This window comes from Saccharopolyspora phatthalungensis (genome assembly GCF_014203395.1).
GTDB classification, from domain to species: Bacteria; Actinomycetota; Actinomycetes; order Mycobacteriales; family Pseudonocardiaceae; genus Saccharopolyspora; species Saccharopolyspora phatthalungensis.
The window spans coordinates 1,938,624-1,953,678 of record NZ_JACHIW010000001.1 but is presented as its reverse complement, the minus strand read 5'-3'; the positions used below and the strand labels follow the sequence as shown (position 1 = coordinate 1,953,678).

Below are 15,055 nucleotides of genomic sequence, written 5' to 3'. Positions count from 1 at the left end.
TGTGATCGACAATGGGCCCGGTTTTGGGGACGACTATCACCCGTCGGGCCCATGACGCACGCGGTACCGTTGCTTCACGCTCGGTGACCGACGGCATTCGAGTGGCGAGACGATGTTCCGGAGCGACCAGCCCGGGTGGGCGGGGAGGCGACGATGAACCGGGTGGTGCGGGGTTCCGACGGCCGGGAGTGGACCATCAAGGCGAGTCTGGAGTGGTCCAACCCGATCGCTGCGGACGAGTTCGAACACGACGTGAACGGGGGCTCGGCGCCGGCCGTCCTGATGGGGGCGGTGTTCTTGTTCCTGGTCGTGATGTTCGTAGTGTGGACGCCGCCCGAGGTGATCGTGCCGGGCTGGTTGATCTTGCTGCTGGTTGTGGCCGTGTTGTTCTTCCCGGTCCGCTGGGTGTTGCGGCGGCCGTGGACGATCACGGCCGCGACGCCGGGGGATCACGATGAGAACCCGCCGGAGACCTGGGTGGGCGTGGTTCGCGGTTTCGTTGACGTGCGCCAGGAGATGTCCTTGGTGTCGCGGCACATCGAGCTGTACGCGGAGCCGGACATGAACGGCGGCTTGCAGCCCGTGGAGTAGTCGTGCGGCTTTCGGGTTGCGCTGGTCACTCGGAAGGCACACAGGTCGTTCGCGGTGCGGCACACTGGACCGGTGCCGGAACTTCCCGAGGTGGAGGCGTTGGCCCAGCACCTCCGCGACAACGCCGTGGGCCGGTCCGTCGCGCGCATTGATGTCGCGTCGATGAGCGTGTTGAAGACAGCCAGTCCGCCGTGGACGGAGCTGCATGGTCGTGCGGTCACCGGTGCGGTGCGGCACGGCAAGTACCTCGATCTGGTTTGCGATGGGCTGCACCTGGTCTTCCATTTGGCGCGGGCTGGTTGGTTGCGCTGGTCGGACAACTTGTCGCCGACGCCGCCGAAGCCCGGCAGGGGGCCGATCGCGCTGCGGGTGCATCTGGGCGGCGCGGGTTTCGATCTGACCGAGGCAGGCACCCAGAAGAAGCTGGCGGCCTGGGTCGTCGCCGCGCCCGAGGAGGTGCCGGGGATCGCGAAGTTGGGACCGGATGCGTTGAGCTTGGACGTCGACGGGTTGACCGCGGTCTTGGCGGGGCGCACCGAGCGGATCAAGACGCTGCTCACCGAGCAGTCCGCGCTGGCCGGGATCGGCAACGCTTATTCCGATGAGATCTTGCACGCCGCGAAGCTGTCGCCCTTCGCGACCGCGGGCAAACTCGACGCCGCCGCGATCGAGCGGTTGCGGGGCAGCATGCAGGAGATCTTGCGTGATGCCGTGCAGCGCTCGCTCAAGCAGGACGCGGCGCGGCTGAAGGCGGAGAAACGCTCGGGGATGCGGGTGCACGGACGCGCCGGATTGCCGTGCCCGGTGTGCGGTGACGCCGTGCGGGAGGTCTCGTTCGCGGACCGGTCGATGCAGTATTGCCCGACCTGCCAGACCGGCGGCAAAGTGTTGGCGGACCGCCGGATGTCGCGGCTGCTGAAGTAGTTGTCCACAGGCTGTGGACATCTTGGGCGGTTGTGCACAGGCCATAGCCGCTGGTTGAACCACTTGTTCCCGCTGAATGGAAGAGCAAGGTACCGCTTATCGACGGAACCAGCGCACTGAGCGTAGCCGTCTTGATTCCATCCGTGGTGGCCGTGAAGATTGATGTTGTGCCCGAGATGTTGACTGAGCGGACGGTCCTGACCACGCTCGCCGCACTCGCCGTGCTCGGTATGTTCGTGCTGCTGTGCCGGGCGCGCCGGGTGAGCGCCTCAGTGGAGGACGCCACGTTGGCGGCGTTGCACCGGGTGACCAGCGCGGCCCCCTACCTGCGGGCGGGGATGACCCAGGAATCCGCGGACAAGACCGCACCGCACTTGCGGGAGCTGCTGGCCTGCGTCGCCGTCGGGATCGTCGACGCCGACGGCACCCTGTTGAGCTGGGATGGCGAGGCCAACCACCACTACGCGGACCTGCGGATCAAGATCGAGCAGGTGCTGCGCACCGGCAAGCGCGAGTTCCTCGACCACGGCGACGTGACCTGCGATCAGCGGCCCTGTCCGATGCGGCACGCCGTGGTGGTGCCGCTGGAGGTCGAGGGCGAGAACCGCGGCGCGTTAGCCGTCATCGCCGGCGGCGACCGCAAGCGGCTGCTGCGCGGGGCTGCCGAGGTGGCCAATCATGTGTCGACCCAGCTGGAACTGGCCGAACTGCAGGAGTCCAAGGAGCGGCTGGCCAAGGCCGAGGTGCGCGCGCTGCGGGCGCAGATCTCGCCGCATTTCATCTACAACGCGCTGAACACCATCGGGTCGCTGATCCGCACCGATCCGGAGCACGCGCGGGACCTGCTGCAGGAGTTCGCCGACTTCACTCGCTACTCGTTCCGCACCACCGGCCTCTACACGACGCTGGCCGACGAGATCCGCAACATCGACCGCTACCTCACGCTGGAGAGCGCCCGCTTCGGTCCCGACCGGCTGAACGTGCAGCTCAGGATCGCCCCGGAGGTGCTGCCGGTGGTGGTGCCGTTCCTGGCGCTGCAACCACTCGTGGAAAACGCCGTCCGGCACGGGCTGGCGAACAAGCCCGGCGGCGGCACCGTGTCGGTGATCGCCAAGGACAACGGCACCGAGGCGTTGATCAGCGTGGACGACGACGGCATCGGGATGGATCCGGAGTTGCTCGACGCGGAACTGACCAACGCGCACCTGACCGGCGCGCACGTCGGGCTCGGCAACATCAACAACCGGATGCGGGCCACCTTCGGCAACGACTACGGCCTGGTCGTGGAGACCGAGAAGGGCGCGGGCATGAAGGTCATCATGCGGGTGCCGAAGTTCGCGCCGGGCGTGCGACCGGTTCCGCCGCAGTCGATCGACGAGTCGAACGTCGGGTTGGCGGCCGGGCCTCACTTGAGCCGGTAACGTCGAGGTATGGACGAAAAGGCGCCGCAGAAGTTCACCGACATGTTGACCGGGAAGTTGTCCTCGAAGCTGCCGGGCAAGCTCGCCGAGCGCGCCGAGCGTGGACCGGTTGTCGCGGTGGTGAAGCTGCACGGCGTCATCACGCCGACGCCGTCGCCGATGAGCCGGCCGACGATTTCGCTGCAGACCGTGGAATCCGCGCTGACCCGCGCGTTCGGGCATGACCGGCTCAGCGCCGTGGTGCTGTCGATCAACTCGCCGGGCGGGGCGGCGACCCAGTCGGCGCTGGTGGCCGACCGGATCCGGGGCTTGGCCGAGGAGAAGAAGGTGCCGGTGCTGGCGTTCTGCGAGGACGTCGCGGCTTCCGGCGGCTACTGGTTGGCCTGCGCGGCCGACGAGGTCTACGCGCATCCGACGTCGATGGTCGGCTCCGTCGGCGTGGTCAGCGCGAGCTTCGGGCTGACCGGGTTGTTGGAGAAGCTCGGCGTGGAGCGCCGGGTGCACGCCGCCGGTACGCACAAGGTCCGGCTCGATCCGTTCCGCCCGGAGAAGGATGAGGACGTGCAGTGGCTGCGCGGCCTGCAGGACGAGCTGCACGAGCAGTTCCGGGACTGGGTGCGCAAGCGCCGTGGTGGCAAGCTGAGCGATTCGGGCGAGGACCTGTTCTCCGGCGAGGTGTGGACCGGGGCGAAGGCGGCGGAGCTTGGGCTGGTCGACGGTTTGGGCACGCTGCGGGACATCGTCAAGGAGAGGTTCCCGGACGCGCACCTGCTGACAGTGGAGCCGCGCAAGCCGCTGCTGGCCCGCCTGGGCATGGCGTCGTCGGTCCGGTTCGGCCGCGGTGGTGCGGACACCGTGCTGTCCGCTGTTGAGGCCCTGGAACACCGCGCCATGTGGAACCGCTTCGGTCTCTGACCGCCGCAGGGCGATTTTCCGCGGTTTCAATTGAAACCGCGGAAGACCCGTGGTGCGCGGCTGGATCCGGTAGCGAACGTAGGGTAATCGTCATGATCACAATGCGTTAAAATGGCCACTGAAAGACATCACTCATTCGGCCGCAACTGATCGTCTGTTCGGGCGAAAACCGGTGTCGCTGAGCCAAAATCCAGGGCGCATACCCCCTGGGTTCCTTCGCGCTCCGTGAACAACTAGTTTGGTTGGCAGGCGTGACTGACCTCACTTGTCGGTTTGGGGCGGTGCAAGTCCGCGCCAGTGTGTGAGCCGACACTCGATCATGGACAGTGCGCCGTGGGCGCGGCAGGATATGGCGTTGCAGTGAGTACACGAGTGAATTCAACGGGTCTTGTCGTTCTGGCCGTCGACGACGAGATGGCCGGGCTGGACGAGATGAAATACCTGCTCGGCAATAACCCGCGGGTCGGGCGGGTGCTGACGGCGTTCGACGCGGCCGAGGCGTTGCGCCTGCTGCGCAGTGACGATCCCGAGCTGATCGGCAACCGCGACCAGGAAGAGTCCATTGTGGATGCCGTTTTCGCGGATGTGTCGATGCCCGGACTCAGCGGGATGGAGTTGGCCCGGGTGCTCACCGCGTTTCGCAATCCACCGGCCCTGGTGTTCATCACCGGGCACGAGGAGAACGCGCTGGAAGCCTTCGAGGTCGGCGCGCTGGACTACATCATGAAGCCCGCCAACTCCGAACGCGTCGATCGCGCGCTGCGCACCATCGAGAAGAACAAGGCCCAGGCGGCCAAGGGACCTCGCGCGCTGGAGGCCCCGGCGGCCGACGACGACGAGGTCATCCCCGTCGAACTCGCCGGCACCACCAGGATGATTCCGCGCAAGGACGTGCGCTGGGTGGAGGCACAGGGCGACTACGCGAGGCTGCACACGGCCGACGATTCGCACCTGGTGCGGATTCCGCTGGCCCAGCTGGAAGAGCGCTGGGCCGAGGCCGGTTTCTTGCGGATCCACCGGTCTTTCCTGGTGTCGCTGCCGCTGGTCACCGAGCTGCGCATGTCGTCGTCCGGCTACTCGGTGGTGCTCGGCGGCGGGCCGCCCAAGGAACTGCCGGTCAGCCGACGGCACACCCGCGAGCTGAAGGACCGGCTGGTCCGGGCGCCGCGGCAGAGCTGGGGGCAGCAGTGAACCGCGGTTCGCCGGGATGAGCCCGGACCACGGCTTCGACATCCGCGCGCGGTCGGGAGATGGCACACCCCGGCGGCGGCGCAAGCGCGTGGTGCTCGCCGACCGCCGCACCCGCCAGATCGCCCGCACCATCATGGAGTTGGAGGAGCAGACCAGCGTCGGTGAAGTGCTGGTCCGCCACCTGATGAAGGTGCAGCTGCGCAGCGCGCTGGTGCTGACCGGGGTCGTGGCGGTCGTGCTGCTGGGGCTGCCGGTGCTTTTCTGGGCCGTGCCTTGGACCGGCGCCGTGGAGGTGCTGGGCCTCCGGTTGCCGTGGGTGCTGCTTGGCGGGCTGGCCTACCCGTTCCTGGTGCTGATCGGATATCTGTGCACTCGGAGCGCGGAGCGGCACGAGCGGGATTTCATCCACATGGTGGAGCAGTGATGATCGACTACGAATGTCCACACACCTGGGGCGGCGCGGTGCGATGGTTTCGAGTTCTTGGTCCCTGTTAGGCATAGTGCTGATCGTCGCGGCGACCCTCGGCATCGGAATCTGGGGTTCCCGGTCGGCGCGCACCACTTCAGACCTCTCCGCCGCGCGGCAGCTGGTGCCCGAAGAGCGCAATGCCGTGGCGATCTCCGGTGAGTACCTGTCGGCCGCGTCGTTCCTGGGCGTCGCGGGCCTGGTGCTCAAGGACGGCGCCGACGCGCTGTGGTACCCGATCGGCTTCACCGCCGGATACCTGGCGTTGATGCTGTTCGTCGCCGCGCCGATGCGCCGCTCCGGCGCATACACGTTGCCGGATTTCGCCGAGGCGCGGCTGGATTCGCTGCACTTGCGGGCGCTATGCACCGTGCTGGTGGTGGTGATCGGCTGGCTCTACCTGGTGCCGCAGTTGCAGGCCGCCGGGCTGGCCCTGGCGGCGATCGTCGGAGTTCCTTACTGGGTGGGGGTTTGCGCCGTCGCGATGATCGTGCTGACCAGCGTGTTGACCGGCGCGTTGCGGGCCGTAACGCTGGTGCAGGGTTTCCAGTACTGGGCGAAGCTGTTCGCGATCACGTTGCCCGCGTTCGTGCTGTTCTTGGTGTTCCTGACCGAGCCGCAGCATCAGGCGCTCGATGAACCGCTACCGCCGGTCTTCCAGCGGGACACGACCGTGCACCTCGACACCGACGTGCGGCTGCAGGTGCGCGAGCCGGTGTGGCTGGCCGACGGCGCCGACACCCTCTACCTGCAGCCCGGCGAGTATTCGATGGCGGCGGGCACCGAGTTGCGGTTCCCGGCGGGCGCGGCGACTCCGGTCGTCTCGGGGGCAGACCCGAACAACGCCGATTGGTTGCGGCCGCAGAACGAGGGGTTTCGCGGCCTGTTCGAAACGTATTCGGTGTTCATCGCGACCTTCCTGGGCACGATGGGGCTGCCGCACGTGCTGGCTCGCTTTTACACCAACCCGAGCGGGACCGGCGCGCGCCGCACCACGCTCTACGTGCTCGTGATGCTCGGCGCCTTCTACCTTTTCCCGACGATCTTCGGGCTGCTGTCCCGGCTGTACGTGCCGCAGCTGCTGGTCACCGGCGAGGCCGATGCGGCGGTTTTGCTGCTACCGCAAGCGATGCTGGGTAATTGGGCGGGCGGGCTGCTCGCGGCGATCACCGCGGCGGGGGCGTTCTCGGCGTTCTTGTCGGCCTCGTCGGGCCTGGTGATGAGCCTGGCCTCGGTGCTGTCGTCGCGGGTCGCGTGGCGCGGCCTGAAGCTCGATTTCCGGCTGGTCGCCGCGCTGGCCTGCCTTGCTCCGACGTTGTTGGCGCTGCCTGAGGACAACCACGACATCGCGCGCAGCGTCGGGTTGGCGTTCGCGATGGCCGCTTCGACGTTCTGCCCGATGCTGGTGCTCGGGATCTGGTGGCGTGGGCTGACCGCGGCCGGGGCCGCCTGCGGCATGGTGGCCGGCGGGAGCCTGGTGCTGATCGCGGTGGCGCTGACTCAGTTCGCGGGGGATTCGGTCGGCTGGTGGACGACGCTGGCCAGGCAACCGGCGCTGGTCACGGTGCCGATCGCGTTCGCGGTCACCTATCTGGTCAGCCGGGCGACCCGGGCGCGGGTCCCGGACGGGGTCGGCCGGGTGATGTTGCGTCTGCACGCGCCGGACCGGCTCGGTTTCTTCGACGGTCGGCTCGGCGCGGGTGCCGCGGAGCAGGCGCCGACCAAGGGGCGCCATCACCGCTGACAGTGATCACGATCACGACTTTGCGCTCTTCGGGTGGATTTTCATCCGCATTTTGACTACTTTTAGTGTTCAAATTTTCGGCTCAATCGCGAACTAATACGTCGAAAGAGCGAAGAATTTTGGCTAGTTGCTCCGTTGGACTGGGTCAGCTTCACTCGATCGTTAGCTGGTGTACTCCCAACGGGTCTTCACAGCCGTGGTCGAACTACGTAGCGTTCCCGCGTCGAACTGATCAGCAGGCTCCCGCACCGGCGGCACCCGGGACGGAGCCTTTCTTCGTCGGGAGGGCCATCGTGAGCGCCACGGACCAACTCGGGTCCGGGTCCGGTATTGACGCCGAAACCTGGGCCGCTGCCCAAAGCAGCCCCGAATTCACCGTCCTGCGACGCAAGCTGCGCAACTTCGTCTTCCCGGTCTCGGCGTTATTCCTGGCCTGGTACCTCGTCTACGTGCTGCTCGCCGACTACGCGCACGGTTTCATGAGCATCAAACTGGTCGGCAACATCAACATCGGCCTCGTGTTAGGCCTGCTGCAGTTCGTGTCCACGTTCGCCATCACAACCTGGTACGTGCGGTACGCCAACCGGAACCTCGACCAGGTCGCCGAGGAGATCAGGTGCACCGTCGAGAAGGGTGCGACCGCGACGGGCGTGACCGAGAAGGCACCCGCCGCCGACGACCGCGCGGACGAGGTTGCCGAGAAGAGCCCGGTCGACAAGGACGCAGAAGTCAAGGACGACGCCGCCAAGGGCACGGGCGTCAAGGACGGTGCCGCCGAGACCGCTGAGCAGGACACGCAGGACGAGGTCGCGGGAGGCCAGAAGTGATCGCTGCACTGTCCCCACTGGCCCAGAGCGACACCTCCGACAACGCGATGCTGAACATCGGCATCTTCGCGCTGTTCGTCGTGGTCACCCTGATCATCGTCTTCCGGGCCAGCCGCAACACCAAGACCGCTTCCGACTACTACGCGGCCGGCCACGCGTTCACCGGCCCGCAGAACGGCGTCGCGATCGCCGGTGACTACCTGTCGGCGGCCTCGTTCCTCGGCATCGCGGGGGCCATCGCGGTCTACGGCTACGACGGTTTCCTGTACTCCATCGGCTTCTTGGTCGCCTGGCTGGTGGCGCTGCTGCTGGTCGCCGAGCTGTTGCGGAACACCGGCAGGTACACGATGGGCGACGTGCTGAGCTTCCGGATGAAGGAACGTCCGGTGCGCACCGCCGCGTCGCTGTCCACCCTGGCCGTGACGTTCTTCTACCTGCTCGCGCAGATGGCCGGCGCCGGTGGCCTGGTCGCACTGCTGCTGGGCATCACCAGCAAGGCCGGGCAGGCCGCGGTGATCGCCGTCGTCGGCGCGCTGATGATCCTGTACGTGCTGGTCGGTGGCATGCGCGGCACCACCTGGGTGCAGATCATCAAGGCGGCGCTGCTGATCGCCGGTGCCTTCGTGATGACGGTGTGGGTGCTCGGCCTCTACGGCTTCAACCTCTCCGGGCTGCTCGGCGCGGCCGCCGACGTCGGTGGCGAGAAGCTGCTCAATCCCGGCGCCCAGTACGGCAAGACCGGGACCAGCCAGCTGGACTTCGTTTCGCTCGGCATCGCGCTGGTGCTCGGTACCGCGGGTCTGCCGCACGTGTTGATGCGCTTCTACACCGTGCCCACCGCCAAGGAGGCCCGCCGCTCGGTGGTCTGGGCGATCTGGCTGATCGGCCTGTTCTACCTGTTCACGCTGGTGCTGGGCTACGGTGCCGGTTCGCTGGTCGGGTCCGAGGTGATCAAGAAGGCGCCGGGCGGGGTGAACTCGGCCGCGCCGCTGCTGGCGCTGGAACTCGGCGGCCCGCTGCTGCTCGGCTTCATCTCCGCGGTGGCGTTCGCGACGATCCTGGCGGTCGTCGCCGGGCTGACCATCACCGCGTCCGCCTCGTTCGCGCACGACATTTACGCCAACGTGCTCAAGAAAGGCTCGGTCGACGACAAGGCGCAGGAGGTCCGGGTCGCCCGGATCACCGCGGTGGTCATTGGTGTCGTGTCGATCCTGGGCGGCATCGCGGCCAACGGCCAGAACGTGGCGTTCCTGGTGGCGCTGGCCTTCGCGGTGGCCGCCTCGGCGAACCTGCCGACGCTGCTGTACTCGTTGTTCTGGAAGCGGTTCAACACCAACGGCGCGCTGTGGAGCATCTACGGCGGTCTGGCGGTCACCATCGTGCTGATCGTGTTCTCGCCCGCCGTTTCCGGTGGCGAGGAATCGATGTTCCCGTCGCTGGACTTCGCGCTGTTCCCGCTGAAAAACCCGGGCCTGGTGTCGATCCCGGTGTCCTTCCTGCTCGGCTACCTCGGGACCGTGCTGAGCAAGGAGCCGCTCAACGCCCAGAAGTACGCCGAGATGGAGGTCCGGTCGCTGACCGGTGCCGGTTCGGAGAAGGCGATCACGCACTGAATTGCTCCTTCCCGAAGGCGGGTGCCCCGTCCGGCCACCAGCCGGGCGGGGCACCTTGCTGTTCACGGCCTGCGATGCGCCGGATCCCCGACTCATGCGAGTCCGGCACGCGGTGTCGGGACCGTCCAGGCGAGAATGCGTGGCTGCGCCGCTTGGCAACCGGCTCTCACGCGGCGATCAGCTCGCACTCGGCGAACGTGAAGTGAATTTCCCACATGTCGCCGTCGGCAGGGCGGGCCGTGGTGCGGGCCAGCAGGTGTTGCACGCGCTGATCGGTCATCCGCACGAACCCCGCGAACCGCGGCAGCCCGCCGTCGTCGGGGACGGTCGCGAGATGCCCCCAGTCGCTGCCGTTAGGCCAGCGGAGAATGGCTCGACGAGACACGGCTTCCTTTCGGTCGGGTGGATTTTCCGCGAACGGAACTGGATCGAACAAGTGCATTCTGTCACGTGGTGGTCTCGAAACGTTGATCTCCCACCGAAAGCATGAGCAACCAACGGCCGATCTCGCGTAATCCCTGGTCGGCGTCTAGGTCGTTCGGGTCTCACGCCGACACCACGCGAGGCGTGGCAGCATCGGGGTGTGACTACCCCAGTCCCCGGTCATCAGGTGCCCGGCGTGCAGCCGGAGGAACTGCCCGCGCAGCTGCCCGAGGGCAGCGTGTTGCTCGACGTGCGCGAGGCTAACGAGTGGCAGGCCGGGCACGCGCCCGAGGCCGTGCACATCCCGATGAGCGAGCTCGTGCAGCGGCTCGACGAGATCCCGGAGGCCGATCAGGTCTACGTCGTCTGCCGGTCCGGTGGTCGGTCGGCGAAGGTCACCGCGTACCTCAACGCCAACGGCTGGGATGCGGTCAACGTCGAACGCGGCATGAACGGCTGGTCGTCCATCGGCCGACCGCTGGTCTCCGAAGACGCCGACGGCGAGCCGTACGTGCTGTGACCGCCCGACCTCCCGGCCCCGGGTCGCCCATGGAGTGGATCGCCACTCCACCGGGCGGCCCGCGACGGATCCGCCCGCCGCGCCGACCGCGCCGCTACACCGGCCCGCCGGCCTATCCGGCCGTGCCGCGCTGGGGGTTCCCGCTGCTTGCATGGCGGTGGCCGCTGGCGCTGCCGCTGCGGGCGCACGCGGATCCGATGGCGCGGGCGGAATCCACCGCGGGAACCGCGGTGGCGACGCTGTGGATCACTGCGGTGGTGGCGGCCCTGGCAACCTTCGCGGAGGGCTGGCGCTACGTCCTGCTGCTGATCAGCCGCAGTCACGCATTGCCGCGCACGCCGCTAGCCATCTCCGATGCCCTGGTCAGCACGACCGGCATGATCCTCTGGGTGCTGGGCGTGCTCTGTGGCGTCTTGGTCGTGGTGTGGGGGCTGCGGGCGCGCGCTGCGGCTGCTGCGCGCATCGGCGTGCGTAACGCCCGGCCGGACTGGCAGGTCGTCGTCGGCGTCCTGGTTCCTGGGCTGAACCTGTTCGTACCGGGCTCGGTGCTGGCCGAACTGGAGCATTCCGTGCTCGTCGCGGAGGGGGCGCGGAAGCGGGGGGTACGACCGTTCCCGACCCTGCGCGTCCGACTGTGGTGGGCGGTGTGGGGGGCGACCCTGCTGCTCGGGTGGCTCGTCTTCGGCTGGGGATTACGCGGCAGCGTCCAAGCCCTGGCCGACGGCGTCGTGCTGCACGCGCTCAACAATGCCCTGGTCACCGTCCTCGCGGTGCAGACGGTCATGGTGATCAAGTACCTGATGCGGCTGCTCGCCCCGCTGGATCCGACCGAGCTCAAACACCTCAGGGTCCGCGCCGTCCATGCCGCTCCGCCACCGCCGCGGGCCGCTCGACCGACCACCGCCCCCCGCTAACGGCGCCCAGGCCGGCCATCCGATGCCCTCGCCCGGACGACCATTCGCGCGGCCGGTCCTTCCCGGGGCTGTTGGATTTTGCCGCGTGCCGGACCACGAACGAGCTCGTGACCTGGTGAAACCGGGTGCCGATGGCTTCAGTGGCCGCGGCGGACGCGGGGCGGTGTTGACCGCTCACCAGCACGGCGTGGTTGCGGTGTGTCACAAACGCCGGAAGTGGATCGAGGTCGCCTCCATAATGGGCGCCGTGCGGCAACCGACCCCCGACGTTGTTGCGCACCGAGGCGCCTCGGCACACCACGCCGAGCACACCCGCGGTGCTTACGAACTGGCCCTCGAACAGGGCGCCGATGCCCTCGAATGCGATATCCGGGTCAGCCGGGACGGCCACCTGGTGTGCGTGCACGACCGGCGCATCGACCGGACTTCCAACGCTCGCGGCGTGGTCAGCGAGCTCACCGTCGCGGCGATGGCGGAGGTGGATTTCACCGGCTGGCGACACGAACTGCCAGGGTCCGCGGACGAGTTGGTTCGCGGCCCGGCGGGCGCGCGCGAGCGCGGCGTGCTGACGCTTGACGAACTGCTCGGCATGGTCCGGGACCACTCGCGGCCGGTTCGGCTATTCGTCGAGACCAAGCACCCGGTCCGCTACGGCGGGCTGGTGGAGCACAAACTGGTCGCGCTGCTGGCCCGGTACGGCATGGCGGGGCCCGCCGATCCGGAGAGCTCACCGGTGCTGATGATGTCTTTCTCCCAGTCGGCGGTGCGCCGGTTCCGCGAGGCAGCGCCCGGGGTGCCGACGGTCCAGCTGTTCAAGCGCTTCCGCGGTTCGTGGCGGACCGGGGTGCTGCCGCCGTGGGCGGACCTCGCCGGGCCGGACATCCGCTTGCTGCGCGAGGACCCGGGATTCGTTGAGCGCGCCGCGGCACTCGGGCGCGACACTTACTGCTGGACCGTCGACGAGGTCGCCGACGTCGAGCTGTGCCGCCGAGCCGGAGTGCGCTTCATGGCCACCAACGCACCCGCATCCACCCGCTTCCACCTGGCTCAATCGAGACCCGCGCAGTTCGGTAGCGTCACGACGAAGTGACCGAAAGCGAGGGGATCTGCAGTGTCGAAGCGAACCGCACCCAAGCCTCAGGCGGACATCGGGATCAAACCGCGCCAGCCCTGCCCGTGCGGTTCCGGGAAGCGCTACAAGGCCTGCCACGGTGCCGCCGGAGGTGCCGCCAACGTGATCGTGACCAGGCCCTTCGAGGGTTTGGCCGCGGAGTGCGAGCTGGTGGCGCTGCGCGAGTTCGTTCCGTCGGCGACGGCCAAGCTGCCGTTGCGCGACGGCGGCGAGGTCACGCTCGCGACCGTGCTGCCGATGGCCGCCGCCGCATTGCGGCGCAACGACGACAAGGCCTTCATCGGGCTCCAGGTGCAGACTCATTCCGGTGATATCAGCCGAGATCTGGCGCGTGCCGTGGATTGGGTGCGCTCCGCCGAGCTCGGTGAAACGCTGTCGGTGGTGGGCCCGGAGACGGCCGAGGTCGGCGCCGTCCCGCCCCGCTTGCAGGACCTCCTCGACCCGGTCGCGCCGCTGGATGTCGAGCTGCACAAGGACTTTTCCTGGTGGCTGCCCGAAGACGTGGAGCCGACCGGAGAGGTGGCGTTGTCCCTGGAGCGGGCCAACGCGGCGATCATGCCGACTGAACGGCTGACCGCCGAAGGTGTGGAATCCGCCTACTGGGTCGACGCCGGGGAGAAGGCCCACCTGCGGTGGGTGCGCCCGGAGCCGGAGGAACAGCTGCTCGCAGCGCTCGCGCGGCTGTCGGCCCGGGGCGAGCTCGCGCTCGGCGAGGACAGCAGGTACGCGGGGTCGTTCCGCGCGCACGGCCTGTTGGTGCCGGTGTGGGACCTCGACCGCGAGAAGCACGCGCGCGAGTGGGACGAACCCGCCGCGGAGCTCGGGCGTCGGCTGGCCGAGGCCCTCGGCTCGCTGGACACCGAGCCGCTGAACGCCGCGGAGCGGCGGGCCCGTGATGGCCTCCGCGGTCGCCAGATCACCATCCGCTGACAACACCACTTCCGATCCGTCGCGGCAGGCCTCGCCATCGTGTCCATAGTGGACATTAGGTGTCGGCGAACAGCCGCTTGGGAATGCCGCTCGGGAAACGGCTTCGGCGGGGTGCATTAGCGGTGCACCGGGCCGCACGACGCCGTTTCCCGAACCCGACGGGTTCATTGCGCCGAACGAGTGATCAATGTCCTAGTTAGGCAACCGATCAATGCGTAGCGGCGTGTACCTCCACGGCGATATTTGACGTTGAGGAGGTGGAGGGGTGACCGCGCACCTGCCCGCAGTGCCGACCGCCGCCGAGGCGTCCGGCGTCTACCACGGGCGGGCGCGTCGGGGGGACATGGCGGCGACAGAAGATGACTTCGCGGAGTTCGTCCGGGTAGCGCTACCCGGGCTGATCCGCTACGGCCATGCCCTGACCGGCAATCCACACGACGCTGCGGACCTGGTGCAGACCGTGCTGGAGAAGGTCGGCGCGCGCTGGGCGAAGATCAGCCGGAACTGCGATGACCCCAGCGCCTACGTGCGCAAGGCGATGGCGAACACGCACGTGAGCCGTTGGCGGCGGGCGCGCCGGGAAACGCTGCTCGCCGACTTCCCGGACGTCCCCGCCGCCGTCCAGAAGGATCGCCTGGAACACGAGCCGGTGTGGGTCGCGCTGAAATCGCTCCCGCCAAGGCAACGCGCGGTGGTCGTGCTGCGTTACTACGAGGGACTTTCCGAACTCGAGATCGCCGACACCCTGGGGGTCAGCTGCGGAACGGTGAAGAGCCAGGCCAGCAAGGCGTTGGCGACGTTGCGCAAGCGACTCGGGCCCCTAGCGGAGGGAGGTGACGTGTGATGGACCTGGAGGACGAGCTACAGCGGATCCTCCGAGACGACCGCCTGGACATCCCGGTGCGCACCGGGGCGGAGTGGGCGCTGGTCGCCAGCGCGCGTCGCCGCCGGCAGCGCATCGGCATGCTCGCGGCGACCGGCGGAGCACTCGCAGCGTCCTTGCTGGTGGGTGGCGGGGTGGTGCTGGTCAGCCACGAGTCGGATCCGCCGGTGCAACCCGCCGTGCCACCCGTGGTGCAACAGGTTCCGAACCCGGCCTCGACTTCGCCGCCGCAACCCACGCAGAACCCTCCGGCTCCCCCGCCGGGGCAGCAGCCGCCGGGTCAGGCGCCGGTGCAGCCGAACACGACGGACCTGCCGACCCGCACGAGCCCCCCGCCGTCGATCCTGCTGAGAACGAGCACGTCCAAGCCGGCCCCAACGACCTCGGCGCCGCAGACGTCCGAGCCGGACCCGACCTCGTCCCAGACCCCGGCGGCCACCGAACCCAACGCCCCCGGCCCGTGATCAGGTATCAGGCAGCCGCACTTCACGCACCGCTCGCTTTCTTTGAAAGCCGTGAAAGTGACCGTGAAACGAAGCCTTATCCGGCACGATGCACCAT

At 68.2% G+C, this 15,055-nt stretch carries 15 protein-coding genes and 1 pseudogene; 15 read left to right on the top strand and 1 reads right to left on the bottom strand.

The window, feature by feature from the left end; genetic code table 11:
* Positions 1 to 153 precede the first annotated feature (153 nt).
* From BJ970_RS08670 to BJ970_RS08630, 9 genes and pseudogenes are all read left to right on the top strand, one after another.
* A complete protein-coding gene (locus BJ970_RS08670) occupies positions 154 to 591 on the top strand; it encodes a DUF983 domain-containing protein (protein ID WP_184725745.1) in 438 nt (145 codons plus the stop codon).
* A 72-nt stretch (positions 592 to 663) separates the two neighbouring features.
* Positions 664 to 1,515 carry an Fpg/Nei family DNA glycosylase gene (locus tag BJ970_RS08665; RefSeq protein WP_184725743.1) on the top strand — a complete coding sequence of 284 codons (852 nt, stop codon included), beginning with the start codon at positions 664 to 666 and terminating at the stop codon, positions 1,513 to 1,515.
* 176 nt (positions 1,516 to 1,691) lie between these two features.
* Positions 1,692 to 2,936 (top strand): GAF domain-containing sensor histidine kinase, encoded by a 1,245-nt coding sequence (locus tag BJ970_RS08660; protein WP_221467681.1) that lies wholly within the window; start codon positions 1,692 to 1,694, stop codon positions 2,934 to 2,936.
* Positions 2,937 to 2,945: 9 nt separating this feature from the next.
* On the top strand, positions 2,946 to 3,851 hold the full coding sequence (locus BJ970_RS08655; RefSeq protein WP_184725739.1) for a S49 family peptidase: 906 nt from the start codon (positions 2,946 to 2,948) through the stop codon (positions 3,849 to 3,851).
* Positions 3,852 to 4,211: 360 nt separating this feature from the next.
* Positions 4,212 to 5,042, top strand: coding sequence for a LytR/AlgR family response regulator transcription factor (locus BJ970_RS08650; RefSeq protein ID WP_184725737.1), 831 nt, complete (start codon positions 4,212 to 4,214; stop codon positions 5,040 to 5,042).
* 16 nt (positions 5,043 to 5,058) lie between these two features.
* Entirely contained in the window at positions 5,059 to 5,466 is a 408-nt protein-coding gene (locus tag BJ970_RS08645) for a hypothetical protein (RefSeq protein WP_184725735.1), read from the top strand.
* Between the two features lie 43 nt (positions 5,467 to 5,509).
* On the top strand, positions 5,510 to 7,252 hold the full coding sequence (locus tag BJ970_RS08640) for a sodium/solute symporter (RefSeq protein ID WP_184728962.1): 1,743 nt from the start codon (positions 5,510 to 5,512) through the stop codon (positions 7,250 to 7,252).
* Positions 7,253 to 7,581: 329 nt separating this feature from the next.
* Positions 7,582 to 7,887, top strand: a pseudogene (locus tag BJ970_RS37690) (DUF485 domain-containing protein); the annotation flags it as partial.
* 239 nt (positions 7,888 to 8,126) lie between these two features.
* Positions 8,127 to 9,692, top strand: a complete 1,566-nt coding sequence (locus BJ970_RS08630; RefSeq protein WP_221467678.1) for a monocarboxylic acid transporter — start codon at positions 8,127 to 8,129, stop codon at positions 9,690 to 9,692.
* A 166-nt stretch (positions 9,693 to 9,858) separates the two neighbouring features.
* On the opposite strand, the gene BJ970_RS08625 is transcribed toward BJ970_RS08630, so the two are convergent.
* Positions 9,859 to 10,077 (bottom strand): hypothetical protein, encoded by a 219-nt coding sequence (locus tag BJ970_RS08625; RefSeq protein WP_184725729.1) that lies wholly within the window; start codon positions 10,075 to 10,077, stop codon positions 9,859 to 9,861.
* Positions 10,078 to 10,311: 234 nt separating this feature from the next.
* Between BJ970_RS08625 and BJ970_RS08620 the strand changes: the two genes are divergently transcribed.
* From BJ970_RS08620 to BJ970_RS08595, 6 genes are all read left to right on the top strand, one after another.
* Entirely contained in the window at positions 10,312 to 10,635 is a 324-nt protein-coding gene (locus tag BJ970_RS08620) for a rhodanese-like domain-containing protein (protein ID WP_184728961.1), read from the top strand.
* A gap of 29 nt (positions 10,636 to 10,664) precedes the next feature.
* Positions 10,665 to 11,549, top strand: coding sequence for a DUF4328 domain-containing protein (locus tag BJ970_RS08615; protein ID WP_184725727.1), 885 nt, complete (start codon positions 10,665 to 10,667; stop codon positions 11,547 to 11,549).
* A 238-nt stretch (positions 11,550 to 11,787) separates the two neighbouring features.
* Positions 11,788 to 12,639 carry a glycerophosphodiester phosphodiesterase gene (locus BJ970_RS08610; protein ID WP_184728960.1) on the top strand — a complete coding sequence of 284 codons (852 nt, stop codon included), beginning with the start codon at positions 11,788 to 11,790 and terminating at the stop codon, positions 12,637 to 12,639.
* Positions 12,640 to 12,660: 21 nt separating this feature from the next.
* Complete coding sequence (locus tag BJ970_RS08605) at positions 12,661 to 13,611, top strand: DUF5926 family protein (RefSeq protein ID WP_184725725.1); 951 nt, start codon at positions 12,661 to 12,663, stop codon at positions 13,609 to 13,611.
* A 265-nt stretch (positions 13,612 to 13,876) separates the two neighbouring features.
* The gene (locus tag BJ970_RS08600; RefSeq protein ID WP_184725723.1) at positions 13,877 to 14,455 is read left to right on the top strand and encodes a SigE family RNA polymerase sigma factor; all 579 of its coding nucleotides are present in this window, start codon (positions 13,877 to 13,879) and stop codon (positions 14,453 to 14,455) included.
* A complete protein-coding gene (locus tag BJ970_RS08595; protein ID WP_184725721.1) occupies positions 14,455 to 14,958 on the top strand; it encodes a hypothetical protein in 504 nt (167 codons plus the stop codon). Before BJ970_RS08600 ends, BJ970_RS08595 begins: the two co-directional genes overlap by 1 nt.
* Positions 14,959 to 15,055 lie beyond the last annotated feature (97 nt).